This is a genomic window from Pseudomonas sp. S3_A03 (assembly GCF_054668275.1).
The window spans coordinates 3295890-3322096 of sequence record NZ_CP162753.1; the positions used below are offsets into that span (position 1 = coordinate 3295890).

25 protein-coding genes are annotated in these 26207 nt (G+C 61.7%); 14 read left to right on the plus strand and 11 right to left on the minus strand.

Features of this window, described 5'->3' with window-relative positions; all coding sequences use genetic code 11:
• Positions 1-38: 38 nt before the first annotated feature.
• Positions 39-2429: a hybrid sensor histidine kinase/response regulator gene (locus tag AB4O25_RS14975; protein WP_460149719.1), complete on the minus strand. Its 2391-nt coding sequence runs from the start codon at positions 2427-2429 to the stop codon at positions 39-41.
• Between the two features lie 272 nt (positions 2430-2701).
• On the opposite strand from AB4O25_RS14975, the gene AB4O25_RS14980 reads away from it, so the two are divergent.
• The 4 genes from AB4O25_RS14980 to AB4O25_RS14995 all read left to right on the plus strand — a co-directional run bounded on the left by AB4O25_RS14980 (position 2702) and on the right by AB4O25_RS14995 (position 6222).
• Positions 2702-3499 carry a hydroxymethylpyrimidine/phosphomethylpyrimidine kinase gene (locus AB4O25_RS14980; protein ID WP_017528918.1) on the plus strand — a complete coding sequence of 266 codons (798 nt, stop codon included), beginning with the start codon at positions 2702-2704 and terminating at the stop codon, positions 3497-3499.
• Positions 3500-3517: 18 nt separating this feature from the next.
• Positions 3518-4147 carry a thiamine phosphate synthase gene (thiE, locus tag AB4O25_RS14985; RefSeq protein WP_017528919.1) on the plus strand — a complete coding sequence of 210 codons (630 nt, stop codon included), beginning with the start codon at positions 3518-3520 and terminating at the stop codon, positions 4145-4147.
• An 11-nt stretch (positions 4148-4158) separates the two neighbouring features.
• A complete protein-coding gene (gene hemL / locus AB4O25_RS14990) occupies positions 4159-5442 on the plus strand; it encodes a glutamate-1-semialdehyde 2,1-aminomutase (protein ID WP_065876738.1) in 1284 nt (427 codons plus the stop codon).
• Between the two features lie 225 nt (positions 5443-5667).
• A complete protein-coding gene (locus AB4O25_RS14995) occupies positions 5668-6222 on the plus strand; it encodes a tetratricopeptide repeat protein (RefSeq protein WP_017528921.1) in 555 nt (184 codons plus the stop codon).
• A 10-nt stretch (positions 6223-6232) separates the two neighbouring features.
• Here the strand turns inward: AB4O25_RS14995 and AB4O25_RS15000 are convergent, their stop codons facing one another.
• A complete protein-coding gene (locus AB4O25_RS15000; RefSeq protein ID WP_003236992.1) occupies positions 6233-6559 on the minus strand; it encodes a DUF1820 family protein in 327 nt (108 codons plus the stop codon).
• A 131-nt stretch (positions 6560-6690) separates the two neighbouring features.
• Here AB4O25_RS15000 and miaB point away from each other — a divergent pair, with 131 nt between their 5' ends.
• The 5 genes from miaB to lnt all read left to right on the plus strand — a co-directional run bounded on the left by miaB (position 6691) and on the right by lnt (position 12091).
• On the plus strand, positions 6691-8019 hold the full coding sequence (gene miaB, locus AB4O25_RS15005) for a tRNA (N6-isopentenyl adenosine(37)-C2)-methylthiotransferase MiaB (RefSeq protein ID WP_017528923.1): 1329 nt from the start codon (positions 6691-6693) through the stop codon (positions 8017-8019).
• A 199-nt stretch (positions 8020-8218) separates the two neighbouring features.
• Positions 8219-9223 carry a PhoH family protein gene (locus AB4O25_RS15010; protein WP_003176276.1) on the plus strand — a complete coding sequence of 335 codons (1005 nt, stop codon included), beginning with the start codon at positions 8219-8221 and terminating at the stop codon, positions 9221-9223.
• Positions 9216-9674 carry an rRNA maturation RNase YbeY gene (gene ybeY / locus AB4O25_RS15015; RefSeq protein WP_460148802.1) on the plus strand — a complete coding sequence of 153 codons (459 nt, stop codon included), beginning with the start codon at positions 9216-9218 and terminating at the stop codon, positions 9672-9674. Before AB4O25_RS15010 ends, ybeY begins: the two co-directional genes overlap by 8 nt.
• Positions 9675-9719: 45 nt before the next feature.
• Positions 9720-10559, plus strand: coding sequence for an HlyC/CorC family transporter (locus tag AB4O25_RS15020; protein WP_017528925.1), 840 nt, complete (start codon positions 9720-9722; stop codon positions 10557-10559).
• A gap of 8 nt (positions 10560-10567) precedes the next feature.
• Positions 10568-12091 (plus strand): apolipoprotein N-acyltransferase, encoded by a 1524-nt coding sequence (gene lnt, locus AB4O25_RS15025; protein WP_017528926.1) that lies wholly within the window; start codon positions 10568-10570, stop codon positions 12089-12091.
• A 57-nt stretch (positions 12092-12148) separates the two neighbouring features.
• Here the strand turns inward: lnt and AB4O25_RS15030 are convergent, their stop codons facing one another.
• Positions 12149-12910: a YdcF family protein gene (locus tag AB4O25_RS15030; RefSeq protein WP_065876737.1), complete on the minus strand. Its 762-nt coding sequence runs from the start codon at positions 12908-12910 to the stop codon at positions 12149-12151.
• 98 nt (positions 12911-13008) lie between these two features.
• Complete coding sequence (locus AB4O25_RS15035) at positions 13009-13326, minus strand: hypothetical protein (protein WP_017528928.1); 318 nt, start codon at positions 13324-13326, stop codon at positions 13009-13011.
• A 261-nt stretch (positions 13327-13587) separates the two neighbouring features.
• On the opposite strand from AB4O25_RS15035, the gene leuS reads away from it, so the two are divergent.
• The 5 genes from leuS to AB4O25_RS15060 all read left to right on the plus strand — a co-directional run bounded on the left by leuS (position 13588) and on the right by AB4O25_RS15060 (position 19634).
• Complete coding sequence (gene leuS / locus AB4O25_RS15040) at positions 13588-16194, plus strand: leucine--tRNA ligase (protein ID WP_068936658.1); 2607 nt, start codon at positions 13588-13590, stop codon at positions 16192-16194.
• A gap of 88 nt (positions 16195-16282) precedes the next feature.
• Positions 16283-16888, plus strand: coding sequence for an LPS-assembly lipoprotein LptE (locus AB4O25_RS15045; RefSeq protein ID WP_017528930.1), 606 nt, complete (start codon positions 16283-16285; stop codon positions 16886-16888).
• A gap of 39 nt (positions 16889-16927) precedes the next feature.
• A complete protein-coding gene (holA, locus tag AB4O25_RS15050; protein ID WP_460149720.1) occupies positions 16928-17965 on the plus strand; it encodes a DNA polymerase III subunit delta in 1038 nt (345 codons plus the stop codon).
• 117 nt (positions 17966-18082) lie between these two features.
• Positions 18083-18247 (plus strand): alternative ribosome rescue factor ArfA, encoded by a 165-nt coding sequence (gene arfA, locus AB4O25_RS15055; RefSeq protein ID WP_003176285.1) that lies wholly within the window; start codon positions 18083-18085, stop codon positions 18245-18247.
• 61 nt (positions 18248-18308) lie between these two features.
• Positions 18309-19634 carry a lytic murein transglycosylase gene (locus AB4O25_RS15060; protein ID WP_460149721.1) on the plus strand — a complete coding sequence of 442 codons (1326 nt, stop codon included), beginning with the start codon at positions 18309-18311 and terminating at the stop codon, positions 19632-19634.
• Positions 19635-19757: 123 nt separating this feature from the next.
• On the opposite strand, the gene AB4O25_RS15065 is transcribed toward AB4O25_RS15060, so the two are convergent.
• From AB4O25_RS15065 to mltB, 7 genes are all read right to left on the minus strand, one after another.
• Complete coding sequence (locus tag AB4O25_RS15065; RefSeq protein ID WP_460149722.1) at positions 19758-20678, minus strand: S66 peptidase family protein; 921 nt, start codon at positions 20676-20678, stop codon at positions 19758-19760.
• A gap of 148 nt (positions 20679-20826) precedes the next feature.
• Positions 20827-21828, minus strand: a complete 1002-nt coding sequence (gene lipA, locus AB4O25_RS15070; RefSeq protein ID WP_161979900.1) for a lipoyl synthase — start codon at positions 21826-21828, stop codon at positions 20827-20829.
• Between the two features lie 26 nt (positions 21829-21854).
• Positions 21855-22502, minus strand: coding sequence for a lipoyl(octanoyl) transferase LipB (lipB, locus tag AB4O25_RS15075; RefSeq protein ID WP_017528935.1), 648 nt, complete (start codon positions 22500-22502; stop codon positions 21855-21857).
• A complete protein-coding gene (locus AB4O25_RS15080) occupies positions 22502-22777 on the minus strand; it encodes a DUF493 domain-containing protein (RefSeq protein ID WP_017528936.1) in 276 nt (91 codons plus the stop codon). Before AB4O25_RS15080 ends, lipB begins: the two co-directional genes overlap by 1 nt.
• Positions 22778-22861: 84 nt before the next feature.
• Positions 22862-24019: a D-alanyl-D-alanine carboxypeptidase family protein gene (locus AB4O25_RS15085; RefSeq protein WP_017528937.1), complete on the minus strand. Its 1158-nt coding sequence runs from the start codon at positions 24017-24019 to the stop codon at positions 22862-22864.
• 178 nt (positions 24020-24197) lie between these two features.
• The gene (locus AB4O25_RS15090; protein WP_017528938.1) at positions 24198-25196 is read right to left on the minus strand and encodes a septal ring lytic transglycosylase RlpA family protein; all 999 of its coding nucleotides are present in this window, start codon (positions 25194-25196) and stop codon (positions 24198-24200) included.
• Positions 25196-26206 carry a lytic murein transglycosylase B gene (gene mltB, locus AB4O25_RS15095; protein ID WP_017528939.1) on the minus strand — a complete coding sequence of 337 codons (1011 nt, stop codon included), beginning with the start codon at positions 26204-26206 and terminating at the stop codon, positions 25196-25198. Before mltB ends, AB4O25_RS15090 begins: the two co-directional genes overlap by 1 nt.
• Position 26207 lies beyond the last annotated feature (1 nt).

Below are 26207 nucleotides of genomic sequence, written 5' to 3' on the forward strand. Positions count from 1 at the left end.
GATGGGGCCTGAAGGTCAGTTAAGCACCGTAACCTGGCTTAAAAAAGTGGCATACCTGCCGAATTGACGGCGCTTTCACCCTCCATTACAGCCAGAACCCGGCGCTCCAATACCCTCTGCAACGCGTCGAAGCGTACGGGTTTGGCGAGGCGCTCGGAGATGCCGATGCCCTCGCAGTGCTCACGCTCAGCCACGTTCAGCGATGGGCTCACAGCGATCACCGGCAGCTCGCCGCAGCCCGGCAGTGCACGGATCTGGCAGCACAACGAGAAATCACCTTCAGGCATATCCAACAGCACGCCGTCGAAATTGCCCGCCTGCAACGCCCCTAAAGCACTCGGGCCGCTGTCCACGGTTTTCACCCGGTAACCAAGCTTGAGCAACATGCCGCGCACCACCAGTTGCCCGACACTGTTGTCATCTACCAACAGCACCGTGCACTCCTGGGGCGAGCGCTGGTGATCGGGCGCGGGTTTAGGCTCGGACGCCACCGGGCTGACGCACAGGTCCAACTGGAACCGGCTGCCTTTGCGCGGTTCGGAGTGATGGGTGAGCCGCCCGCCCAACAACTCGATCAGTTGCCGGCAGATGGCCAGGCCGATGCCTAGGCCACCGTATTCGCGGGTAGTGGAACCATCAAGCTGGAAGAAGCGCTGATACAGCGTGGCCTCGTCGAGAAAGGCAAAACCGATACCGGTGTCCGTGACGATAAAGCTCAGGCGCAAGCCGCCATCACTCTCCGGCACGCCCACCACACGCAGGCGCACGGCACCTTGGTGGGTGAACTTGAAGGCGTTGTCCAGCAGGCAGTCCAGACACTGAAGCAGCTTGTCGGCGTCACCGCGCACGCGGTCCGGCAGTTCATCGGCCACGTCGATGGAAAACGCCAGGCCTTTGCTCTGGGCGCTGGCATTGAATTGCTGGCGCAGGCTGTCGAGCACGCCGCGCAGGCTGAACACCTGAGGCTGGGCACTCAAGCGCCCGGCCTGCAATTCGGTCAGGGTGAGGATGCCGTTGACCATGCGCATCATGTCCCGCGCCGAACCGGCGGCGGTTTGCTGGTACTGCGCCAGGTCGCTGTCCAGGGGCACGGTTTGCATCAGCTCCAACGAGCCGATCACCCCGTTCATCGGCGTGCGCAGTTCGTGGGTCAGGGTGGCGAGGAATTCATCCTTGAGCCGGTTGCTGCGCGCCAACTGTTGGTTGAGCACTTCGAGCTTCTGGCTCGCGTCGAGCAGAATCTGCGCCTGTTGTTCACGCATTGCGTTGATGCGGTCGGCCAGGGCCAGGGAAAGCAGCGCCACTTCAATCGCCGAGCCGATCTGGCTGGCGTACATCGTCAGGAACACATTAGGCAGGTAGCCCAGCACCATCAGTGTGTTCACCACCCCGCCCAGCAGGAACGCCGACCAGGCGATGATGAAATAGCGCGCCACCCGCTGGCCGCAGTACCAGGCATTGATGGCGGCCACAAAAATGCTCAGGGTGAAGACCAGCGCCAGGCCCGTAGCCAGGCGCAGCGCCAGTGCGTAGCTGGTCATTAGCGACAGCAACATCACCACCGCGCCGCAGGCCACCAGCGCCAGCAGCAGGCGGTTGATCCAGCGACTGTGTTGCGCGGTGTGCAGGAAACTGCGCGCAAACAGGCTGCCAAACAGCGCCGATGCACCGATCAGAAAAGGCGTCGCGGCATTCGCCCACCAGGGGTTGTTCGGCCAGAAGTACTCCACCGCCGCGCCGTTGACCGACAACTGGTACATGCCGAACGAGGCGATATAGAAGATGTAATAGAGGTAGCTGATGTCGCGCACGCTGAGGTAGATAAACAGGTTGTACACCAGCATTCCCAGCAGCACGCCATAGATCAGGCCCAGGACGTAAAGGCGCAACGGCTGTTGCTCAAGGTACGCCGTGCTGGACCAGAGGGTCAGCGGCGCCTGGATCGAGCCTTCGCTTTGCAGGCGCAGGTAAACGGTTTTCGCCTCGCCGGGGGTGAAGTCGAGCTTGAACAGGTAGTTGTTCTGGCGAATCTCACGAGCCGAAAACGGCAACGCATCCCCGGTGCGCCCGGCCAGGCGATAGGTGCCGGTGCTGTCGGGCTGGTACAGGTCGAGGTGGTCCAGCGGCGGGTAAGCCAGTTCCAGCAACCAGGTGCGCTGGGCCTCGCGGTTCTGAGGCAGGTAGTGCAGGTCGACCTTGAGCCAGAACACCGAGCGCGAGTAGCCGGCGTTGAGCGTGTCTTTATCGTGGGGCTTGAACTGCCGGGCGGCGGAAGGTGCGCTGACCTGGGCAATGGTGAGGGCATCGGTCGGGTCTTCGAGCACTTGCATGGCTCGGCCCAGCGGCAGGCTGCGCGTGTCCTGGTTGAACTCGATGGCGCTGGCGAGCATCGGTAGCCCGCACAACAATAAAATCAGCAAATAGCGCATAGAGCCCCAGCGTGGCCTGTCCGGTCGTGTCAAAAGCCCCCATTCCTTTTGAGCAGACGTACACCGGCAATACAGTTAAGTTGTTTGGATCCACTCTAGCATAGCCGGTAAAGGCCATTGGACACCATTGAAGATTTCCCACAAAGGCTCTAGTACAAGGCTTACAGAGCGCTGTAACGATTAATTGCGCATCCAAAAGCACTATTTCCCGTCAAAAATCCCCCTTCGCCCGACAGCCACGCAAAAAGCGTTTGGTGGTAAGCTCGCGCACCATGAATATCTACAGCTCTCGCCCTGTTGTTCTCTGTCTCTCCGGCCATGATCCCAGTGGTGGCGCCGGCTTGCAGGCAGATATCGAAGCCCTGCTCGCGCAGGGTTGCCACGCGGCTCCGGCCGTCACCGCGCTGACCGTGCAGAACACCGTCAATGTCAGCGATTTCCGCGTGCTCGACCGCGAGTGGGTGCTGGCCCAGGCCAATGCCGTGCTGGGCGACTCCGAAGTGGCGGCGGTCAAGCTGGGCATGCTCGGCTCCACCGCGATGGTCGACACCGTGGTCGAACTGCTGCAGGCGCACCCGCACCTGCCGGTGGTATGCGACCCAGTGCTGCGGGCCGGCGGCGGCGGCAGCCTGGGCAAGGATGAAGTGGGTTACGCCATGCGCGAGCGGCTGCTGCCCTTGTCGCTGATCGCCACGCCCAACCTGCCCGAAGCGCGCATCCTTGCCGAACTGCCGCACGGCACGGCGGACGAATGCGCCGACAAGCTGCTGCCGTTTATCAAGCACCTGTTGATCACCGGTGGCCATGGCGATGAGCATGAAGTGCATAACCGCTTGTACAGCCGCGATGGCACGCGCCAGACCTTTACCTGCCAGCGCCTGCCGGGCAGCTATCACGGTTCGGGCTGCACGTTGGCCAGCGCCCTGGCCGGGCGGATCGCCCAGGGCGAAAGCCTGGCCAGCGCGGTGCAATCGGCGCTCAACTACACTTGGCGCACCCTGCGTGACGCCGAGCAACTCGGGCAGGGCCAATTTGTACCGCGCCGCCTGCCACTGGATTTCTGCTCCTGATACCGAGAGGCCTGCACGATGAAATTACGTGGCCTTTACGCCATTACCGACAGCCAACTGTTGGCCGGCAAATTCCTCGCCTACGTCGAAGCGGCGCTGGAAGGTGGCGTGACCCTGCTGCAATACCGCGACAAAAGCAGCGATGACGCCCGGCGCCTGCGTGAAGCGCAAAAGCTCAAGGAGTTGTGCGCGCGCTATAAAACCCAGCTGATCATCAACGACGACGCCGAATTGGCCGCGCGCCTGGGCGTCGGCGTGCATCTGGGCCAGACCGACGGCCCATTGACGCCAGCCCGTGCGCTGCTCGGGTCCAAGGCGATCATTGGTGCCACCTGTCATAGCCGGATCGAACTGGCCGAGCAGGCCGCACAGGAAGGCGCCAGTTATGTCGCCTTCGGTCGCTTCTTCAATTCCACGACCAAGCCCGGCGCCCCGGCCGCCACCGTTGAAATGCTGGCCGATGCGCGCAAGCGCCTGCACCTGCCGATCTGCGTGATCGGCGGCGTCACCCTGGAGAACGCCGAACCCCTGGTGGCCCACGGCGCCGACCTGCTCGCGGTGGTGCACGGCCTATTCGGTGCCGACACCACCCAGGAAGTGACGCGCCGCGCCCGCGCCTTTAACGACCTTCTTAAATATTCAGTTTAGAGAGCCCGCACATGTCACGTTCCGAAACCCTGTTTGCCAATGCCCAGAAGCACATCCCCGGCGGTGTGAACTCGCCCGTGCGTGCGTTCAAAAGCGTCGGCGGCACGCCGTTGTTCTTCAAACATGCCGAAGGCGCCTACGTCACCGACGAAGACGACAAACGCTATGTGGACTACGTGGGTTCCTGGGGCCCGATGATCCTGGGCCACAGCCACCCGGACGTGCTCGATGCGGTGCGCAAACAGTTGGAACACGGTTTGTCCTATGGCGCGCCGACTGCCATGGAAACCGAAATGGCTGACCTGGTGTGCTCAATCGTGCCGTCGATGGAAATGGTGCGCATGGTCAGCTCCGGCACCGAAGCCACCATGAGCGCGATCCGCCTGGCGCGCGGTTTCACCGGCCGCGACAGCATCATCAAGTTCGAAGGCTGCTACCACGGTCACTCCGACAGCCTGCTGGTCAAAGCCGGCTCCGGCGCGCTGACGCAGGGCGTGCCAAGCTCGGCCGGCGTGCCGGCGGCGTTCGCCAAACACACCCTGACCCTGCCCTTCAACGACATCGGCGCCGTCGAGCAGATGCTCAGCGAAGTGGGCCAGGAGGTGGCGTGCATCATCGTCGAGCCGGTAGCCGGCAACATGAACTGCGTACCGCCGGCGCCGGGCTTCCTCGAAGGCCTGCGCGCGCAGTGCGACAAGTATGGCGTGGTGCTGATTTTCGACGAAGTGATGACCGGTTTTCGTGTTGCCCTCGGCGGCGCCCAGGCGCACTACGGCGTCACGCCGGACCTGAGCACCTTCGGCAAGATCATCGGCGGCGGCATGCCGGTCGGCTGCTTCGGCGGCAAGCGCGACATCATGCAGCACATCGCGCCGCTGGGCCCGGTCTACCAGGCCGGCACCCTGTCCGGTAACCCGTTGGCCATGGCCGCCGGCCTGACCACCCTGCGCCTGATCAGCCGCCCGGGCTTCCATGCCGAGCTGACCGACTACACCACGCGCCTGCTCGACGGCCTGCAACTACGTGCGGATGCAGCCGGTATCCCGTTCGTCACGACCCAGGCCGGCGGTATGTTCGGCCTGTACTTCAGCGGCGCCGACGATATCGTCACGTTCGATGACGTAATGGCCAGCGACGCCGGCCTGTTCAAGCGCTTCTTCCACCTGATGCTGGAAGGCGGTGTGTACCTGGCACCAAGCGCCTTTGAAGCAGGCTTTACGTCAATCGCCCATGGTGATGCCGAGTTGAAACTGACTCTGGATGCCGCTGAACGCGCGTTCGCAGCCCTGAAATAAACAGCCGCGCAGGTTTGACACCGCCCATGCGGTGTCAAATTTGCTACCTTGCTTACAGATATTTCCCTATTTGTCTGAGAATTCACCTGTAATCCGGCAGATAACTTGCCTGACCAGCAGAAAAACGAGTAAAGACTTTGTAAGCAGGGGCCTGCTTATTTCATAATGCGCGCTTATTGGACCCTACGAGGGTCCGCGTGCCCCGTCAGAGGTAAGTCGATTCCCATGAAACGCACCGGCCGCACCCTGGTTCTGGGCTGCCTGTTGCTCCTTCAGCCGCTGCTGGCACATGCACAAGCAGGCGGCAACTCGTTGTTAATCCCAGCGATGGGTCGTTGCACCCTCAATACCCAGCCGGACAGCCAGGCCGAAGCCCTGAGCGCGTGCCAGAAGCAGGCCGACGGTGGGGATGCGCAGGCGCAATACGAGTTGGGCGAGTACTACCACGACAGCAAAAACCCCGCCCGTGACCTTAACAAGGCCTTGAGTTACTTCGAGAAAGCCTCGTTGCAGGGCCACGCTCAGGCACAGTTCCAGCTCGGCACCATGTTCTTCAAAGGTGAAGGCGTACCGGCCAATAACGTTCAGGCGTACATCGTGCTGAAAATGGCCGCGGTCAACGGCGCCGAAGACGCGCTGGACACCGCCGACGAGGTCGCCGAGCACATGCAACGCGATGAACTGGAAGTGGCGACCCAGGTGCTGGGGCAGATTTTCCGCAACTACCTGCAGGAATTGCAGAGCGCCGATGGGCGCTCGCCCTTCTCGCCCCTGCCCTGACCCACCAGCCTTACTTCTCAGGCATCGGCATCGGAAACGGCATGACATTGCTCACGCCCCGCGCCTCGCTGATTTTCGGCGTGCCCAGGCGCTCCACTTCGTCGATGCGCACAATTGAATGCATCGGCACAAAACTGCGCACAACGCCTTCGAACTGAGCCTTGAGCTTTTCTTCGCCCGGGTCGACGACCAACTGGGTGCGCTCGCCAAAGACGAACTCTTCCACCTCCAGGAAGCCCCACAGATCACTTTGATAGATCTGCTTGGCGTACATTTCGAACACCTGGCCCTGGTTGAGGAAAATCACCTTGTAGATTGGAGCTTCACGTTTGGTCATGGTGGGCGAATAACACATCGGGGATATAAAAGAGGGCGCGAACTATAGCATGGCACCCGATGCACAACGCTAGGAACCAATGGGCATGCCCCCTATAATGCGCGGTTCTTTACCACCAGTTGACGATTCCCATGGCCAAGAAGCTTTATATCGAAACCCACGGTTGCCAAATGAACGAGTACGACAGCTCGCGCATGGTTGATCTGCTGGGCGAACACCAGGCCCTGGAAGTCACCGCCCGCGCCGAAGATGCCGACGTGATCCTGCTCAATACCTGCTCGATCCGCGAACGGGCCCAGGACCGTGTGTACTCGCAACTGGGTCGCTGGCGTGAACTGAAACTGGCCAACCCGGACATGGTGATCGCTGTCGGCGGTTGCGTGGCCAGCCAGGAAGGCGCCGCCATCCGCGATCGCGCGCCCTACGTAGATGTGGTGTTCGGCCCGCAAACCCTGCACCGCCTGCCGGAAATGATCGACGCCGCCCGCGTTACCAAGCTGCCGCAGGTTGACGTCTCGTTCCCCGAAATCGAAAAATTCGACCATTTGCCCGAGCCACGCATCGACGGGCCAAGCGCCTATGTGTCGGTCATGGAAGGTTGCAGCAAGTACTGCACGTTCTGCGTGGTGCCCTACACCCGTGGCGAAGAAGTCAGCCGGCCGTTTGACGACGTGCTGTCGGAAATCATCCACCTGGCCGAAAACGGCGTGCGCGAGGTGACCCTGCTCGGCCAGAACGTCAACGGCTATCGCGGCCAGACCCATGACGGGCGCCTGGCCGACCTGGCGGAACTGATCCGCGTGGTGGCGGCGGTGGACGGTATCGAACGCATTCGCTACACCACCTCGCACCCGCTGGAGTTCTCCGACAGCCTGATCCAGGCTCACGCCGAGGTACCGGAACTGGTCAAACACCTGCACTTGCCGGTGCAATCGGGTTCGGACCGCATTCTGTCGGCGATGAAGCGCAACCACACGGCCTTGGAATACAAATCCAAACTGCGCAAGTTACGCGCAGCGGTGCCGGGCATCTGCATCAGTTCGGACTTTATCGTCGGCTTCCCCGGCGAAACCGAGAAAGACTTCCAGCAAACCATGAAGCTGATCGAAGACGTTGGTTTCGACTTTTCCTACTCGTTCGTCTACAGCCAGCGCCCAGGCACACCGGCGGCCGACCTGCTGGACGAAACACCGGAGGCGCTGAAGAAGGAACGGCTAAATGCGCTGCAACATCGCTTGAACCAGCAGGGCTTCGAGATCAGCCGACAAATGGTCGGTTCGATCCAGCGCATTCTGGTGACCGATTACTCCAAAAAAGACCCCGGTGAATTGCAGGGCCGCACCGAGAACAATCGCATCGTCAATTTCCGCTGCGACAACCCGACCTTGATCGGCCAGTTTGCCGATGTGCATATCGATGCGGCGCAACCGCACTCGTTGCGCGGCTCGCTGGTGCAATAAATGTGATCCAGTGTGGCAGGGGGCTTGCTCCCGATAGCGGTGTGTCAGTATCAAATGTACTGACTGACCCATTGCTATCGGGAGCAAGCCCCCACATTGGAACCGTGCAGCATTGCGATGACGTAAGTGCTTTCGCACCCGCGCCACTGGCGTTATTCTCTCTTTCACATCAACAGCCAAAGGGCGGCTAAAAGCGACCTTGAACGCACCCATAGTAGAACCCCATCGTTTTCTCCTCGAGCCGTTTGAGGCTCGCCGTTTCGCCAATCTGTGCGGACAGTTCGACGAGCACCTGCGTCTGATCGAACAACGCCTGAGCATCGAGATCCGCAACCGCGGCAATCAGTTCGAGCTTATTGGTGAACCCCAACACACCACGTCCGCAGAGAACCTGCTGCGTCGTCTCTATCGCGAGACCAAAGGCAGTGAACTGTCGCCGGAAACGGTGCACTTGTACCTGCAAGAGTCCGCCGTGGAAGACCTGGCCAACAATCCCGTGGCCGAAGCCAGCGTGGCCCTGCGCACCAAAAAAGGCATGATTCGCCCTCGCGGCTTGAATCAGCAGCGCTACGTCAAGGAAATCCTCGGCAACGACATCAACTTCGGCATCGGCCCGGCCGGTACCGGCAAGACCTACTTGGCCGTGGCCTGCGCGGTCGATGCCCTGGAGCGCGAGCAAGTACGCCGCATCCTGCTGGTGCGCCCAGCGGTTGAAGCCGGTGAAAAGCTCGGTTTCCTGCCCGGCGACCTGGCCCAGAAGATCGACCCGTACCTGCGCCCGCTCTACGACGCGCTCTACGAGATGCTCGGCTTCGAATACGTGGCCAAGCTGATCGAGCGCCAGGTGATCGAGATCGCCCCGCTCGCCTACATGCGCGGCCGTACGCTGAACAACAGCTTCATCATCCTCGACGAAAGCCAGAACACCACCGTCGAGCAGATGAAGATGTTCCTGACCCGCATCGGTTTCGGCTCCACTGCCGTGATCACTGGCGACATCACCCAGGTCGACCTGCCCAAGGGCACCAAGTCGGGCCTGGGCCAGGTGATCGAGGTGCTCAAGGACGTGCCGGGCATCAGCTTTACGCACTTCATGCCCAAGGACGTGGTGCGCCACCCGTTGGTGCAGCGCATCGTCGAGGCCTACGAGCGCTTCGAACACCGTGATGACGGGCTGTCAAAGGACGTTCGCCGCGATGCTTGAGCTAGACCTGCAGCTTGAAAGCACAAAGCCCGCCCCCAGCGAAGCGCAGTTTCGCCAATGGTGCGAGCTGGCCCTGCGCCAGCGCAGCGCCGACTCGGAACTGACCATCCGCCTGGTGGACGAGCCCGAAGGCCGCGAACTGAACCACACCTGGCGCCAGAAGGACTACGCGACCAACGTGCTGTCCTTCCCCGCCGACGTACCCGATGAGTTACTGGACATTCCCTTGCTGGGCGATCTGGTGATCTGCGTCGCGGTCGTCGAGCGTGAGGCGAAGGAGCAAAACAAGGAACTTGAAGCCCACTGGGCTCATCTAGTCATTCACGGTTGCTTGCATCTCTTGGGTTACGACCATATAGACGATGAGGAAGCCGAGGAAATGGAAGCACTGGAACGAACGTTGCTTGCAGAACTGGGTCATCCCGACCCGTATGCAGCTGACGAAGCTTGAACATCACCTACTAACTGTAACGATAAAGGATTCAGAGTAATCGCTATGAGCGAAGACCGATCGAGCAACGGGCAGAAGTCGTGGCTGGGTAAACTGACCCAGGCTTTTGCCCACGAGCCGAAAAACCGCCAGGAGCTGCTGGAGCTGCTGCGCGAGGCCCATCAGAACAAGTTGCTGGACAGCGAAGCGCTGGCCATCGTCGAAGGCGCCATCCAGGTGGCTGACCTGCAAGTGCGTGACATCATGGTCCCGCGCTCGCAGATGATCAGCATCAAGGCGACCCAGACTCCACGGGAGTTCCTCCCGGCCGTGATCGACTCGGCGCACTCGCGCTACCCGGTCATTGGTGAAAGCCATGACGACGTCATGGGTGTCCTGCTGGCCAAGGACCTGCTGCCGCTGATCCTCAAGGAGAACGGTGACAGCTTCAACATCAAGGACCTGCTGCGTCCGGCCACGTTCGTCCCCGAATCCAAGCGCCTGAATGTGCTGCTGCGCGAATTTCGCGCCAACCACAATCACATGGCCATTGTGATCGACGAATACGGCGGCGTGGCGGGCCTGGTGACCATCGAAGACGTGCTGGAACAGATCGTCGGCGACATCGAAGACGAACACGACGTCGAAGAAGACAGCTACATCAAGCCGCTGCCCAGCGGTGACTTCCTGATCAAGGCGCTGACGCCGATCGAGAACTTCAACGAGTTCTTCGACAGCGAATTCTCCGACGATGAGTTCGACACCGTTGGCGGCCTGGTGATGAATGCGTTTGGCCATCTGCCCAAGCGTAACGAAACCACCGAGATCGGCGCCTATCGCTTCCGCATCCTGAATGCGGACAGCCGCAGGATCCATTTGATTCGCCTGACACCTATTGCCCGCTAAGGACTGACATGCGCCGTTTGATCGCACCCGGCTGGCCCGGTAACTTGCTGGCCGTGGTGGCCGGCGCCATCACCACCCTGGCGCTGGCGCCGTTCGATCTGTGGCCGTTTGCACTGGTGGCGGCGGGATTGTTCTACGTGGGCTTGCGGGAACTCACCCCGCGTCAGGCGCTTGGCCGTGGCTGGTGTTTCGGTTTCGGCCTGTTTGGCGCCGGCACCAGTTGGATCTACTACAGCATTCACCACTTCGGTGGCGCTTCGGTGCTGCTGGCTGGCTTTTTGATGCTGTTGTTTACCGCCGCCATCGCCTGGTTCTTCGCCCTGCCAGCCTGGTTATGGGCACGCTGGTTACGTCGCAATGAAGCGCCGTTGGCGGATGCGCTGACGTTCGCCGCGTTATGGGTGGGCCAGGAAGCCTTTCGCGGTTGGTTCCTCACCGGTTTCCCGTGGTTGTATTCCGGTTACAGCCAACTCGATGGCCCGCTCACCGGCCTGGCGCCCGTGGGCGGCATGTGGCTGATTTCCTTTGCCCTGGCACTCACGGCCGCCTTGCTGTGCAACCTGCCGCGCCTGCTGGCCGCCAAGCGCAATGCTTTTATCGGTGCGGGCCTGGTGCTGTTGGTTGCGCCGTGGGCTATCGGCTTGGCCCTCAAGCATCACGCCTGGACCAGCCCTTCCGGCGCCCCACTCACCGTGGCGGCCATTCAGGGCAACGTCGAACAAAGCATGAAATGGGACCCGCAGCAGCTCAACGCGCAATTGGCCCTGTACCGCGACATGAGCTTCACGTCCAAGCCCGTCGACCTGCTGGTTTGGCCGGAAACCGCCGTGCCGGTGCTCAAGGAATCGGTAGAGGGCTACCTGGGCATGATGGGCAAGTTCGCCGCCGACCGGCATACCGCGCTGATCACCGGGGTACCCATTCGCCAGGAAGTGCATCATCAGAAGCGCTACTTCAACGGCATCACCGTGGTGGGTGAAGGCGACGGCACCTACTTGAAGCAGAAACTGGTGCCTTTCGGTGAGTACGTACCGCTGCAGGACATGCTGCGCGGGCTGATCGCCTTCTTCGATCTGCCGATGTCGGACTTCGCCCGCGGCCCCGCTGACCAGGCCATGTTGCAGGCCAAGGGCTATCAGATCGCGCCGTTCATTTGCTACGAAGTGGTGTACCCGGAATTCGCCGCCAGCCTCTCGGCCCAGAGCGACCTGCTGCTGACCATCAGCAACGACACCTGGTTCGGCCGCTCGATCGGTCCGTTGCAACATTTGCAAATGGCGCAGATGCGCGCGCTGGAGGCCGGCCGCTGGATGATCCGCGCCACCAATAATGGCGTGACCGGGCTGATCAACCCGTTTGGGCAGATCACGGCGCAGATCCCGCAGTTCGAACGCGGCATCCTGTATGGCGAAGTAGTGCCGATGCACGACCTCACGCCGTACCTGCAATGGCGTTCGTGGCCGTTGATTATTGTGTGCCTGGTGCTGTTTGGCTGGGCGCTGCTGGCGGCCCGGATGGCCAAAACTGTCTGACTCAATGTGGGAGGGGGCAAACCCCCTCCCACATTTTTTGCATTTTAATCAGTAGGGTCAGCGATAGAACAACCGATAACCCACCTGCCCCACCGCCTCGTTGATCAACTGCCCGCTCTGCCACACCGCCTTGAACTCCGGCATCCAGCCGCCCAGCGGCCGGGCGTTGTCCACGCCCAGGAACCCCACAGGCGCCGGCACCACGGTGAGGCCAGCCTTTTCAAAACTCCAAACCGCCCGCGACATGTGCCAGGCCTGAGACACAACCACCACGCGCTTGACGCCCGCCGGCAATAGGATTTCAGCGCTCATCTGCGCGTTTTCCCAGGTGGTGCGGCTGCGCTCTTCCTTCCAGCGCACGCTCACGCCGAAATCGTCCTGCATCGACACCGCCATCAACTGCGCCTCGCTGGGCGGCGTACCGTAATGCAAGCCGCCTGTGGTGAGCACCGGCAACCCGGAGGCCTTGGCCAGTCGCGCGGCATAGCGCTGGCGCTCCAGGCCGACACCGGTAGGCTGGTCGCTGCCCCACGCCGGGTCCCCACGCTCGCGCCCCGACCCCAGCACCACAATGGCGTCGGCACGCTGCGCCAGTGTCGCCCACTGCTCGGGCGCCAATGGCGGCTCGGTCTCCAGGGCACGCGCGCCCCACTCCACCATCACCGGCAAACTGACCAACCACATGCCGCCCAGGCCCAAGGCGAAGCAACAGCCCGCCAACCGTGGGCGACTGCGGCGAAACCACCAGGCAAACGCCAGCAGCAGCAAAAGAATGCCGGGCGGCAGGAGCAGTTGTTTGATGAAGTAACGAATAGGCATCGGGCATCTCCAAAGATGCCCGAAGCCTAAGGTGTAACGGGGTTTAGCGACAATCTTTACAGTGACATACACGCGGGTGCGGCTGCGCGGGGAGTGAATTACTTGTAGCGGGCGGACCGGAGTGTTTCCGGGCCACGGCCGGCCGGCAAGTCCTTGAGCCACACCACCTTGGCAGAGTGCGTGGGCTCTTTGGCTGGCGGGGTTGCCACCCAGGGAGGCGCACTGCGCTTGTTGCGTTCCAGATAAGCCTTGATCAACTCCAGCTCCGCGCGGCTCAACCCGCGCAGTTCCAACTCCACAGGCCGCTCATCACGCAATCGGCCCGCAGTCCTCGCTGCATCCAATGCACGACCCAATCGGTCGATCAATCCTTCGTAGATTTCCGGTTTCGTTGCGGTTCGCTGCGATTCAACCATCCCCTCACCTCATTGAAGAAAGACTTGCTCCCCAATAAACAGCGTAGTCCCCGTGGCTGCGCCTGCCTGGCGCCGCGACAGACGGCCTCGACCGCGCAATCAGGGTTTCCCTCGATAGAGTGGGGTCATGTATGCTACGGCGCTTCCTGTAACTCCACTTCCCGCAAGGTTTGGGCACGGACGCGCCGCTTTTTGGTGTCGATCTACCTGGACAATGCTCCGAAGAGGATTAGGCCACCCCTATTCAGTTCAAAAGTAGCCATGCACGAACAATATCAGCCCCGTGAAATAGAAAATGCCGCCCAAACCTTCTGGGACGAGCAAAAGTCCTTTGAAGTCAGTGAACAGCCGGGCAAGGAGACTTACTACTGCCTATCGATGTTCCCTTACCCCAGCGGCAAGCTACACATGGGGCACGTGCGCAACTACACCATCGGTGACGTGATTTCCCGTTACCAGCGCATGCAAGGCAAGAATGTCCTGCAACCCATGGGTTGGGACGCCTTCGGCATGCCGGCGGAAAACGCCGCGATGAAAAACAACGTAGCTCCCGCCAAGTGGACCTACGAGAACATCGCCTACATGAAGACCCAACTGCGCAGCCTGGGCCTGGCGGTGGACTGGTCCCGCGAAGTGACCACCTGCAAGCCGGACTACTACCGCTGGGAGCAATGGCTGTTCACACGCCTGTTCGAAAAAGGCGTGATCTATCGCAAGAACGGCACCGTGAACTGGGACCCGGTCGACCAGACCGTACTGGCCAACGAACAGGTGATCGACGGTCGCGGCTGGCGTTCCGGCGCGGTGATCGAAAAGCGCCAGATCCCCATGTACTACTTCAAGATCACCGCCTACGCCGATGAGCTCTTGTCGGGCCTCGATGACCTGCCGGGCTGGCCTGAACAGGTCAAGACCATGCAGCGCAACTGGATCGGCAAATCCAAGGGCATGGAAGTACAGTTCCCGTACAACGTCGACTCGATCGGCGAGGCCGGTGCCCTCAAGGTCTTCACCACCCGCCCGGATACCCTGATGGGCGCGACCTACGTCGCCGTGGCCGCCGAACACCCGCTGGCCACCCAAGCCGCACAGAACAACCCTGAGCTTGCGGCGTTCATCGCCGAATGCAAAGGCGGCAGCGTGGCCGAAGCCGACGTCGCCACCCAAGCGAAAAAAGGCCTGCCGACCGGGCTGTTCGTCGAGCACCCATTGACGGCGGAGAAACTGCCGGTATGGGTCGCCAACTACGTGCTGATGCACTACGGCGATGGCGCCGTCATGGCCGTACCGGCCCACGACGAGCGCGACTTCGAATTCGCCACCCAGTACAACCTGCCGATCAAATCGGTAGTGCGTACCAGCTCGGGCGACACCAACCCGGCCCCGTGGCAGGACGCCTACGGCGAGCACGGCACTTTGATCAACTCCGGCGAGTTCGACGGCCTGGACTTCCAAGGTGCCTTCGACGCCATCGAAGTGGCGCTGATCAAGAAAAACCTCGGTGCCTCGCGCACCCAGTTCCGCCTGCGCGACTGGGGTATCAGCCGCCAACGCTACTGGGGCTGCCCGATCCCGATCATCCACTGCGACACCTGCGGCGACGTGCCGGTACCGGAAGACCAACTGCCGGTCGTGCTGCCGGAAGACGTGGTGCCGGACGGCGCCGGTTCGCCACTGGCGCGCATGCCTGAGTTCTACGAGTGCAGTTGCCCGAAATGCGGCGCGCCGGCCAAGCGTGAAACCGACACGATGGACACCTTCGTCGAGTCGTCGTGGTACTACGCGCGCTACGCCTCGCCGCACTACGAGGGTGGCCTAGTCGAGAAATCCGCGGCCGACCATTGGCTGCCGGTGGATCAGTACATCGGCGGTATCGAACACGCCATCCTCCACCTGCTGTACGCGCGCTTCTTCCACAAGCTGATGCGTGACGAAGGCCTGGTGACCTCCAACGAACCGTTCAAGAACCTGCTGACCCAGGGCATGGTGATCGCCGAGACTTACTATCGCCGCGAAGCCAATGGCGCCTACACCTGGTTCAACCCGGCGGATGTCCAACTTGAGCGCGACAGCAAAGCCAAGGTCATCAGCGCCAAGCTGATCGCCGACGGCCTGCCGGTGGAAATCGGCGGCACCGAGAAGATGGCCAAGTCGAAGAACAACGGCGTCGATCCGCAGTCGATGATCGATCAGTTCGGTGCCGACACTTGCCGCCTGTTCATGATGTTCGCCTCGCCGCCCGACATGAGCGCCGAATGGTCCGACTCCGGCGTCGAAGGTTCGCACCGTTTCCTCAAGCGCGTCTGGCGCCTGGCGCACGCCCATGTCAGCCAGGGCCTGCCGGCCAAGCTGGACGTGGCGGCCCTGAACGACGAGCAGAAAGCCATTCGCCGCAGCACTCACCTGGCCATCAAGCAAGCCAGCCAGGACGTGGGCCAGAACCACAAGTTCAACACCGCCATCGCCCAGGTGATGACCCTGATGAACGTGCTGGAAAAAGCCCCGCAGGTCACCGAACAAGACCGCGCACTGGTACAGGAAGGCCTGGAAACAGTCACCCTGCTACTGGCGCCGATCACGCCGCACATCAGTCACGAACTGTGGAACCGCCTGGGCCACAGCGACGCGGTTATCGATGCGCGCTGGCCGGTACAGGATGACAGCGCCCTGGTACAGGACACGCTGCAACTGGTTATCCAGGTCAACGGTAAATTGCGTGGCCATATCGACATGCCGGCCAGCGCCAGCCGCGAAGAAGTCGAAGCGGCCGCACGCTGCAACGAGAACGTGCTGCGCTTCACCGAAGGCCTGACGATCCGCAAAGTGATCGTGGTGCCTGGCAAACTGGTCAATATCGTCGCTAGCTAATCGGATCGGGCGCAGGGCTTGAGCCCTGCGCCGAACAAAGCCTTCAGGGCCTCGATAAGGCCCACATGGTTTCAAGGGGAGCAACAAAATGATCAAACGCAACCTGCTGGTTATGGGCCTGGCCGTACTGCTGAGCGCTTGCGGCTTCCAGCTGCGCGGCACCGGCACTACCGACCTGACGATCAAGGAACTGGACGTCAGCGCCCGCGACGCCTACAGCGAGACTGTCACCCAATTGCGCCAGGTCCTAAAAAGCAGCGGCGTGCACGTCTACACCGGCGCGACCTACAAGCTGTTCCTGGCCAACGAGAAAGAAACCCAGCGTAACCTGAGCTACGCCAGCGCCGGGCGTGCGTCCGATGTCGAAGTGAGCACCGAACTGAACTTCGAGATCCAGGGCCGCGACCATCAGCCATTGATGGGTGACAAGATCCAGATACAAAAAATCGTCAGCCACGACGGTAACAACCTGGTGGGTTCGGATTCCGAAGTCACCCAGGTTCGCAAGGAAATGCGTCGCGAGCTGGTGCAACGCCTGGTCCTGCGCCTGTCGATGCTGACCCCGGAACAACTCGAAACCTTGCAGCAAGCGGCTGACAACAAGGCCAAGGCTGATGCCGACGCGTTGAAGGCCGCCAAAGAGTACGAAGACAACACGCCGAAACAATCGCCTGTTGAAGTCCCTGTCGAGTAAGCCAGACGGGGCGCCACAGGCGCCCCGTTCGCCCTGCCTATGAAACTCGCACCCGCCCAACTCGCCAAACACCTGCAAGGTGGCCTTGCGCCCGTCTACATTGTCAGCGGAGATGACCCGCTGCTGTGCCAGGAAGCCGCGGACGCCATCCGCCTTGCCACCCGCCAACAAGGCTTTGATGAACGCCAGGTGTTCAGCGCCGACGCCAGTTTCGACTGGGGCACGCTGCTGCAAGCCGGCGCGAGCATGTCGCTGTTTGCCGAAAAGCGCCTGCTGGAACTGCGCCTGCCTTCGGGCAAGCCCGGTGACAAAGGCGCGGCGGCCTTGATGGAATACTGCGCACGCCCCGCGGACGACACAGTGCTGCTGATCAGCCTGCCCAAGCTCGACGGCAGCGCGCAGAAAACCAAGTGGGGCAAGGCCCTGGTGGAAGGGACACAGACCCAGTTCATCCAGATCTGGCCGGTGGACAGCAATCAGTTACCGCAATGGATTCGCCAGCGCCTGTCGCAATCGGGGCTGTCCGCGACTCAAGACGCGGTCGAGCTGATCGCGGCCCGGGTCGAAGGCAACCTGCTTGCCGCCGCCCAGGAAATCGAAAAGCTCAAGCTGATGGCCGAAGATGGGCAGATTACTGTCGAAACCGTCCAGGGCGCCGTGGCAGACAGTGCGCGTTTTGACGTGTTCGGGTTGGTGGATGCGATCCTTAACGGCGAACCCGCGCATGCCCTGCGCATGCTCGAAGGCCTGCGCGGCGAAGGCGTGGAGCCACCGGTGATTCTCTGGGCCTTGGCGCGCGAGTTACGGGTGCTGGCCAATATTTCCCTGCAATACAGCCAGGGAACGCCGCTCGACAAGTGCTTCAGCCAGGCCAGGCCGCCGGTATGGGACAAGCGCAAACCCTTGATGAGCAAAGCCCTGCAACGGCAATCGGCGCAACGCTGGGCGCAGCTCTTGCTGGAGGCTCAGCGCATTGATGCGCAGATCAAGGGCCAGGCGGCCGGTTCGCCATGGATGAGCCTCAGCCGTTTGTCGCTGCTGATGGCCGGTCAGCGCCTGGCACTGCCTGCCGAGTAACCTCAAGACAACTGCCCCTTCTACATTTTTGATTGTGTTTACCATTCATGGGCTTTACAGCGACCTGACTTAGGCAGATTATTTGCGCCGTTCAAACACCCCATGAGAGTAATCAGCATGAGCAAAAAGCCATCCAAGCATGGCCCCAACAAGGCCAAATCCATCATCGCCCAGCCACTGTTCCGCAGCCGTCAGGAACGCGCCGGCAAGGGCAAAGGCAGCTACCGCCGCGAAGCCTTCCAGTCTAATAGCTGGGAGGCTTCTTACTTTCTGGCTGCCTGAAGGCAAGCGCCCCTCTGGCATGATAAGGTCTGTACCTGATTTGTAATCCCTGGACCTGTGCATGCCCTCTAGTCTTTCTCGTCGTTGGCACCTTCGCCAACTGATCGCTGCCTCCAGCCTCATTCTGCTTGTCGCCTGCGCCGAAAAACCCACCGCCGCCGACGCCCAACCACTCCCCAAGCTCCAGGCCGCCCCGGTGGTAGCACCCGCTGTCGTAGCCCCGCTGGCCGTGGACAATCTCGATATCCAACCGACCCAGACTTTCGCCGAATGGCAGGCAGGCTTTCGCGTGGATGCGCTGAAAGCCGGGATTACCCCAGCCGTCTTCGATAACGCCTTCGCCAACGTCACCCCGGACATGGCGGTGATTCGTGCCGACCGCAGCCAACCGGAATTTTCCCGCCCTGTGTGGCAATACCTCGACGGCGCCCTGTCGCCAGTGCGTGTGCGTAACGGCCAGGCACTGCTGATCAAGTACGCCGATATCCTGCAAAGCATCGAGCAACGTTATGGCGTGGACCGCCAGGCGCTGGTGTCGGTATGGGGCATGGAGAGCAACTTCGGTCAGTTCCAGGGCAATAACTCAGTGATCCGATCGCTGGCGACCCTGGCCTATGAAGGCCGTCGCCCGGCATTTGCCCAGGCGCAACTGCTGGCGGCGCTGCAGATCATCCAGCACGGCGACATCCAGGCCGACCAGATGAAAGGCTCCTGGGCCGGTGCGATGGGCCAGACGCAATTTATCCCGACCACTTACAACACCCACGCCGTGGATTTCGACGGCGACGGCCGCCGCGACATCTGGAACAGCCCAGCCGACGCCCTCGCGTCTACCGCGCACTACCTGCAAAGCTCCGGCTGGCAGAAAGGCCAGCCGTGGGGCTTCGAGGTGCAACAACTGCCAGCGAACTTCGATTACGCACTGGCCGACGGTGGCGTGCGCAAAAGCGTAGGCGAATGGCTGAAACTGGGCATCCAGTTGCCAGCCGGGGCCAGCCTGCCGCCCAACGTCGACCAACTGTCGGCCGCCCTGCTGCTGCCTGCGGGCTACCGTGGCCCGGCGTTCCTGGTATTGGATAACTTCCGGGCAATCCTCAAGTACAACAACTCGTCGTCCTATGCGCTGGCCGTTGGCCTGCTGTCGGAGCGGTTTGGTGGCGGTGGTGTGATTCGCGGCGATTGGCCCAAGGATGAGCTGCCGCTGAGCCGCTCCCAGCGTATCGATTTGCAAACGGCGCTCAGCGCCAACGGCTACGACGCGGGTAACCCGGACGGGATTATCGGCGCCAATACGCGTAAGGCGATTCGTGCGGCGCAGCAGGCACTGGGCTGGCCGGCGGACGGGTATCCAACGGTGAAATTGCTGGAGTCGTTGCAGGGCCGATAGATTGGCTTATGACGCCTACTGCTATCGGGAGCAAGCCCCCTCCCACATTGACCGCATCCACAGTGCGCGCGTCCATGCGGCAGGGGGCTTGCCCCCGATGCGGTTCAGCAGTCAGCAACCGATTCAGGACCTCACGACCACGTCCTGCTCCAACACCACCCGCTGCTCCCCCGCATCCAACCGCACCAGCGCGCCCAGCGGCAACGTCAGGTTCGGATCACAATGCCCGCTGCGCCAGCCGGACAACACCGGAATGCGCAGCGGTGCGAAGGTCTGTTTCAGCAGCTGCTGCAACGCGGCGTTATCCACACCGGCTACATCCCCCACCAGCACACCGGCGATCTGAGCGAGCTTGCCCGACAGGCGCAGATGCGTCAGCAAGCGGTCGATGCGGTAGATCGGCTCGTTAACGTCTTCGATAAACAGAATGATGCCTTCAGCGTCGATTTCGTAAGGCGTGCCCATGACGGCCGCAATCATCGACAAGTTGCCACCCCGCAAGCGCCCACAGGCGATGCCCGGCTCAAGGGTGGTCAACGGGTAGGCAACCGGGTGCGCGAGCACACTACCGGCGCCAAGGTCACCGCGTAGCAGGCTGAACAGGGATGACTCGGTGGGGGGCTGTTTGTTGCCCAGCAGATCGGCATTAAGCATCGGGCCGTGAAAGGTCACGAACCCGGCGTAGCGGTTGATCGCCAGGTGCAAGGCGGTGATGTCGCTGTAGCCCACCAATGGTTTGGGGTTGGCGCGCAGCAGGTCGAAATCCAACGCGTCGAGCAGCCGTGGCGTGCCGTAGCCACCACGCAGGCAGAAGATCGCATCGATATCGGGATTGGCGAAAGCGGCATGCAGGTCGCGCAGGCGCACTGCATCGCTGCCGGCAAGATACCCGTCGCGCTCGTAGACGCCAGGAAAGATATGCAGGTCGTAGCCGCGGGCGCGCATCCATTGCCCGGCCTTTTCAACGTCCAGCGCGGCGGGGCCGGCGGGCGCGATCAGTGCGATGGTGCCTTCAGCACGAAGGGCTGGAACGGCGGCGGTCATACACAACTCTCCCTAATTAACGCGCAACGAAATGTGGGAGGGGGCTTGTTCCCGATAGCGGTGTATCAGTGACAGATAAGTGCCTGACACCCTGCTATCGGGGGCAAGCCCCCCTCCCACATTGGATCTGCGGTGTGGCGCAGATTTTTTACGAAACCAGGCTCGCCTTGACCAGCTTGGCCTGTTCGTCGGCGTGGTACGAAGAACGCACCAGCGGGCCAGAAGCGACGTTCTTGAAGCCCATCTTGTAGCCTTCCTCGGCGAACCAGGCGAAGGTGTCCGGGTGCACGAAACGCTGCACCGGCAAGTGGCTGCGCGACGGTTGCAGGTACTGGCCCAGGGTCAGCATATCGATGTCGTGCTCGCGCATGCGCTTCATGACTTCGATGACTTCTTCGTCGGTTTCGCCCAGGCCCAGCATCAGCCCGGACTTGGTTGGGATGTGCGGCATCATCTGCTTGAATTTCTGCAGCAGGGTCAGCGACCACTGGTAGTCCGAACCCGGACGCGCGGCCTTGTACAGGCGCGGCACGGTTTCCAGGTTGTGGTTGAACACGTCCGGTGGCTCGGCGGCGGTGATTTCCAGCGCCACGTCCATACGGCCACGGTAGTCCGGGACCAGGGTTTCGAGCATCACGTTCGGCGACAGTTTGCGGATTTCGCGGATGCAGTCGGCAAAGTGCTGGGCACCGCCGTCGCGCAGGTCATCGCGGTCTACCGAGGTGATCACCACGTATTTGAGTTTGAGGTCGGCGATGGCGATGGCCAGGCTTTCTGGCTCGTTGACGTCCAGTGGCTTCGGCCGGCCGTGGCCGACATCACAGAACGGGCAACGACGCGTGCAGATATCACCCATGATCATGAAGGTCGCGGTGCCGCCGGAGAAGCACTCGCCGAGGTTCGGGCAGGACGCCTCTTCGCACACGCTGTGCAGCTTGTGTTTGCGCAGCAGCGCCTTGATACGGTCGACTTCCGGCGAAACCGGGATGCGCACGCGGATCCAGTCGGGTTTCTTCGGCAGTTCGGTGGTCGGAATGATCTTCACCGGGATGCGTGCAACCTTCTCGGCGCCGCGCAGCTTGACGCCGGCTTCCACCTTGGCACGCGGGGCCGCAGCCGGACGCTCGGTGACGTCCAGCGTCGGGATCATGGTTTGCACTGCATCAGTAGTCATAGTCAGTCGATTCCGCCCGTAAGGGTCGTCTGCTCAGCATAGTCGAGGTGTTTGACGAGCTGCGCGCGCAGCCGGGCACTTACCTCGGCAAATTTAATCGGTGTCGCGTGGTCGCTCAACTGTGTCATCGCCAACCCGGCATAGCCACACGGGTTGATCCGCCGGAACGGCGCCAGGTCCATGTCCACATTCAGGGCCAGGCCGTGAAAGGAACAACCGTGACGAATGCGCAGCCCCAGGGAGGCGATTTTCGCGCCGTCGACGTACACACCCGGTGCATCCGGCTTGGCCATGGCGGTCACGCCGTAACTGGCCAGCAGTTCAATCAGGCAAGCCTCCATGCGGCTCACCAGTTCACGCACACCAAAGCCCAGTTTGCGCACATCCAGCAACAGATAAGCGACAAGCTGACCGGGGCCATGGTAAGTCACTTGGCCACCTCGGTCGACCTGCACCACCGGAATATCGCCCGGAAGCAGCAGATGCTCGGCCTTGCCGGCCTGCCCCTGGGTGAACACCGCAGGGTGCTCCACCAACCAGATTTCATCGGGGGCCGACGTGCCGCGTTCATTGGTGAAGCGCTGCATGGCGTGCCAGACCGGCTCGTAAGCCATCTGGCCGAGCTCGCGAAAGCCCAGGACCTGTGACATCAAAGCACCATGTGCACGAAGCCGGTGGCCCGCAGTTCGCTGTTGATGTCGTAGAGCTGGTCTTGACCGGTCGCAACGATGTGCAACTGGATCGTGGTGTATTTACCGGTCGAGCTGGATCGCTCATCCACACGGTTATCGTTGATCGTGGCGTGTTTACGCACGATGTCGAGAATCTGGTCTTTGCGGCCCACACCGGTGTCGCTGATCACCTTGATAGGGTAATCGGTTACCGGGAATTCGATCTTTGGCGCCTTTACTTCTTTATCGGTCATGGCGTAACGGCCTCGTAAGCGTAAGCCGTGGCGACGGGCAAAGCCCCGTGTCGGATCAACACGGGGCTCTGCAGGTGCACACTATCAGTTGAACAAGCCGTAGAAGAATAGACGGATGCTATCCCACACGCGGCGGAAGATACCACCTTCGTCGACGGCGTCCAGCGCGATCAGGTCGGCGCTGTGCACGACCTTGTCGTCCAGCTTGACTTCGACTTTACCGATCACGTCGCCCTTGGCGATTGGCGCAACCAATTGCGGGTTCATGGTCATGCTGGCAGCGAGCTTTTTCAGCTGGCCTTTAGGCATGGTCAGGGTCAGGTCTTCGGCCAGGCCGGCCTTGACTTGCGAGGTGGCGCCTTTCCACACCGGCGCGGTCGCAAGCTCTGCACCCTTCTGGTAGAAGGTCTGGGTTTCGAAGAAGCGGAAACCGTAGGTCAGCAGTTTTTGCGTCTCGGCCGCACGGGCCTGCTCGCTGTTGGTGCCGAAGACTACGGCGATCAGGCGTTGGCCATCACGCACGGCGGACGACACCATGCAGTAGCCGGCTTCGTCGGTGTGGCCGGTTTTCAGACCATCGACGGTCTTGTCGCGCCACAGCAGCAGGTTGCGGTTAGGCTGTTTGATGTTGTTCCAGAAGAACTCTTTCTGGGAGTAGATCGCGTAATGCACCGGGTCGACACGAATGATCGCGCGGGCCAGGATCGCCATGTCGTGAGCCGACGAATAATGCTCAGGGTTCGGCAGGCCGGTCGGGTTCATGAAGTGGCTGTTGGTCATGCCCAGGTCGGCCACGGTTTTGTTCATCATGTCGGCGAACGCGTCTTCGCTGCCGGCAATGTGCTCGGCCAGGGCGACGCTGGCATCGTTACCCGACTGGATGATGATGCCGTGCAGCAGGTCACTCACGGTGACTTGCGAACCCACCTTGATGAACATCCGCGAACCGCCGGTACGCCAGGCGTTTTCGCTGACGGTCACCGGGTCGTTTTCACCGATCTGGCCGCGACGGATTTCCAGGGTGGCAATGTAGGCGGTCATCAGCTTGGTCAGGCTGGCCGGCGGCAGGCGCTGGTCACCGTTGCTCTCGACCAACACGTTGCCGCTGGCGGCATCCATGAGCACCCAGGCCTTGGCGGCCAGTTGCGGTGAAGCCGGCACCATTTCAACCGCCCAGGCGGCGGGGGTGATGATCAGCGAAAGAAGCAGGCACGTGCGTTTGGCTAAGGTGGTGATGTTCATCCGTCTCTCGAAATTGCTTATGGAAACTTGCCCTCGCGGGCAAAACTTATTCAGACAGCCCGCTACCAGACTGTCACGTGTTCGGTTGCCCGCTCTCCCCTTGCCTTCGGGTTTTTATTGTTCAAAGAGCCAACAACCAGGGTTCGGGCACGCGCACGCGCCCGCACCATCAATCTTTTTATTCGGCGGTCACTACACTGGGTTGCCCCAGGTTGGCCAGGCGCACACTGTTCTGTACCTGGGCGACTTCGCTCGGCGAACCGATCGGCCCCATGCGCACGCGGTGCAGGGTCTGCTGGTTACGCACGATAGAGCTGATGAACACCGGGGCATTGACCATGCCGCTGAGCTTGGACCTTAACAGCTCTGCCGCATCCGGGTTGGCGAAAGCGCCGACCTGCAAGTACTGCCCACCCGCTGCCGAGGCGCCCGGTGCCGCATGGGGCACAACCACCGTGTCCGGCGCGTGCTGCTGCGGTGGCGGCGTCCACTGCTCGATCTTGCCGGTCGACGCGGTCACCTGGGGCTGCGGGGTCTGCGGTTCGTTGAGCATCAACGGTGCCGGCTTGCCACGCTGGGCCCAATACTGCGCCGGGTCGATACCTTCGACCTTGACCCGCGCGGTACCGGTTTCGGCATAGCCGAGTTTCTTCGCGGCAGCGTAGGACAAGTCGATGATGCGGTCCGAATAGAACGGCCCGCGGTCGTTGACCCGCAGGATCACCGTGCGGTTGTTGTCCAGGTTGGTCACCCGTACATAGCTGGGCAGCGGCAGCGTCTTATGCGCCGCGCTCATGCCATACAGGTCATACACTTCACCGTTGGCGGTGTTCTGGCCATGGAACTTGGTGCCATACCAGGACGCCGTGCCCGATTGCACGTAGGTCTTGGAATCCTGCAACGGGAAATAGGACTTGCCCAACACCGTATAAGGGTTGGCCTTATAGGGGCCGGTGTGCAGGGTCGGGGTGGCATCCGGGATTTTCGACACGTCGACATCCCACCACGGCGCGCCGTCTTTGTGCGCGCGGTTGATGTCCAGGCCCGGCTGTGAACGCACTGCCGTGCCGCCGGACTTCTGCGTCGGCGCCCGGCTGGTGGAGCAACTGACGACCAGCAGGGACAACGCGGCGAACGCCACCAGCTTGAGCGGTTGATTGAACAGCGATGCCCGCATTACTTGTTGCCCCGTGCTTGGATAAGCATGTCTGACAGCTGATGCACCGCCATGGCGTACATCACACTGCGGTTATAACGCGTGATTGCGTAAAAATTCTTCAGGCCCATCCAGTATTCAGGGCCATTTTCGCCTTCCAGGCGGAACGCCGTGACCGGCATGTCATCGCGTGGCGCATTCTGACTCGACCAGCCCAGCGCCCGCAACTCCCCGACCGTCTTGGCCGGTTCGATACCCTGGGTCAGCCCTTCATCGGCGCGGTCCCCGGTCACCTCGGCGCGGATCACGACCGGCTCGCCGGCGACCCAACCGTGGCGCTTGAAGTAGCTGGCCACGCTGCCGATGGCGTCGTCAGGGTTGCTCCAGATATTGATATGGCCGTCGCCGTCAAAATCCACCGCATAGGCGCGAAAGCTGCTCGGCATGAACTGCGGCAAGCCCATCGCACCGGCGTAGGAACCCTTGAGGGTCAGTGGGTCGAGTTGCTCTTCGCGGGCCAACAGCAGGAACTCGCGCAGTTCCTTGCGAAAGAAGTCGGCGCGCGGCGGGTAGTCGAAGCCCAGGGTCGACAAGGCGTCGATCACCCGGTAACTGCCGGTATTGCGCCCGTAAAAGGTTTCGATGCCGATGATCGCGACAATCACCTGGGCTGGCACGCCATATTCCTGCTCGGCGCGGGCCAGCACGGCCTCATGCTGGCGCCAGAAGTCCACACCCCGGGCCACACGGGCGTCGGTGAGGAACATCGGGCGATATTCTTTCCACTGCTTCACGCGCTCGGCGGGACGGGAAATGGCATCCAGGATCGCCTGCTTTTTCTGGGCTTCGCGGAACACGCCCATCAGTTGTTCACCGGCGAAACCGTAGTCGCGGGTCATTTCACCGACAAATTCGGCGACCTGGGGTGAACCATCGTAGTCACCGGCCAGCGCCTCTTGCGTTGCGCCCAGCAGCCCAATCAGGCTCATCCAGGACGCATGCCGAGTCGCCCAGCCGCGCATTACTTGCATT

Excerpts from the sequence above, each read along its gene's own strand:
- AB4O25_RS14975 (WP_460149719.1), bottom strand. The coding sequence starts at position 2,429 with ATGCGCTATTTGCTGATTTTATTGTTGTGCGGGCTACCGATGCTCGCC.
- AB4O25_RS14980 (WP_017528918.1), top strand. The coding sequence starts at position 2,702 with ATGAATATCTACAGCTCTCGCCCTGTTGTTCTCTGTCTCTCCGGCCAT.
- thiE (WP_017528919.1), top strand. The coding sequence starts at position 3,518 with ATGAAATTACGTGGCCTTTACGCCATTACCGACAGCCAACTGTTGGCC.
- hemL (WP_065876738.1), top strand. The coding sequence starts at position 4,159 with ATGTCACGTTCCGAAACCCTGTTTGCCAATGCCCAGAAGCACATCCCC.
- AB4O25_RS14995 (WP_017528921.1), top strand. The coding sequence starts at position 5,668 with ATGAAACGCACCGGCCGCACCCTGGTTCTGGGCTGCCTGTTGCTCCTT.
- AB4O25_RS15000 (WP_003236992.1), bottom strand. The coding sequence starts at position 6,559 with ATGACCAAACGTGAAGCTCCAATCTACAAGGTGATTTTCCTCAACCAG.
- miaB (WP_017528923.1), top strand. The coding sequence starts at position 6,691 with ATGGCCAAGAAGCTTTATATCGAAACCCACGGTTGCCAAATGAACGAG.
- ybeY (WP_460148802.1), top strand. The coding sequence starts at position 9,216 with ATGCTTGAGCTAGACCTGCAGCTTGAAAGCACAAAGCCCGCCCCCAGC.
- AB4O25_RS15020 (WP_017528925.1), top strand. The coding sequence starts at position 9,720 with ATGAGCGAAGACCGATCGAGCAACGGGCAGAAGTCGTGGCTGGGTAAA.
- lnt (WP_017528926.1), top strand. The coding sequence starts at position 10,568 with ATGCGCCGTTTGATCGCACCCGGCTGGCCCGGTAACTTGCTGGCCGTG.
- AB4O25_RS15030 (WP_065876737.1), bottom strand. The coding sequence starts at position 12,910 with ATGCCTATTCGTTACTTCATCAAACAACTGCTCCTGCCGCCCGGCATT.
- AB4O25_RS15035 (WP_017528928.1), bottom strand. The coding sequence starts at position 13,326 with ATGGTTGAATCGCAGCGAACCGCAACGAAACCGGAAATCTACGAAGGA.
- leuS (WP_068936658.1), top strand. The coding sequence starts at position 13,588 with ATGCACGAACAATATCAGCCCCGTGAAATAGAAAATGCCGCCCAAACC.
- AB4O25_RS15045 (WP_017528930.1), top strand. The coding sequence starts at position 16,283 with ATGATCAAACGCAACCTGCTGGTTATGGGCCTGGCCGTACTGCTGAGC.
- holA (WP_460149720.1), top strand. The coding sequence starts at position 16,928 with ATGAAACTCGCACCCGCCCAACTCGCCAAACACCTGCAAGGTGGCCTT.
- arfA (WP_003176285.1), top strand. The coding sequence starts at position 18,083 with ATGAGCAAAAAGCCATCCAAGCATGGCCCCAACAAGGCCAAATCCATC.
- AB4O25_RS15060 (WP_460149721.1), top strand. The coding sequence starts at position 18,309 with ATGCCCTCTAGTCTTTCTCGTCGTTGGCACCTTCGCCAACTGATCGCT.
- AB4O25_RS15065 (WP_460149722.1), bottom strand. The coding sequence starts at position 20,678 with ATGACCGCCGCCGTTCCAGCCCTTCGTGCTGAAGGCACCATCGCACTG.
- lipA (WP_161979900.1), bottom strand. The coding sequence starts at position 21,828 with ATGATCCCGACGCTGGACGTCACCGAGCGTCCGGCTGCGGCCCCGCGT.
- lipB (WP_017528935.1), bottom strand. The coding sequence starts at position 22,502 with ATGTCACAGGTCCTGGGCTTTCGCGAGCTCGGCCAGATGGCTTACGAG.
- AB4O25_RS15080 (WP_017528936.1), bottom strand. The coding sequence starts at position 22,777 with ATGACCGATAAAGAAGTAAAGGCGCCAAAGATCGAATTCCCGGTAACC.
- AB4O25_RS15085 (WP_017528937.1), bottom strand. The coding sequence starts at position 24,019 with ATGAACATCACCACCTTAGCCAAACGCACGTGCCTGCTTCTTTCGCTG.
- AB4O25_RS15090 (WP_017528938.1), bottom strand. The coding sequence starts at position 25,196 with ATGCGGGCATCGCTGTTCAATCAACCGCTCAAGCTGGTGGCGTTCGCC.
- mltB (WP_017528939.1), bottom strand. The coding sequence starts at position 26,206 with ATGCAAGTAATGCGCGGCTGGGCGACTCGGCATGCGTCCTGGATGAGC.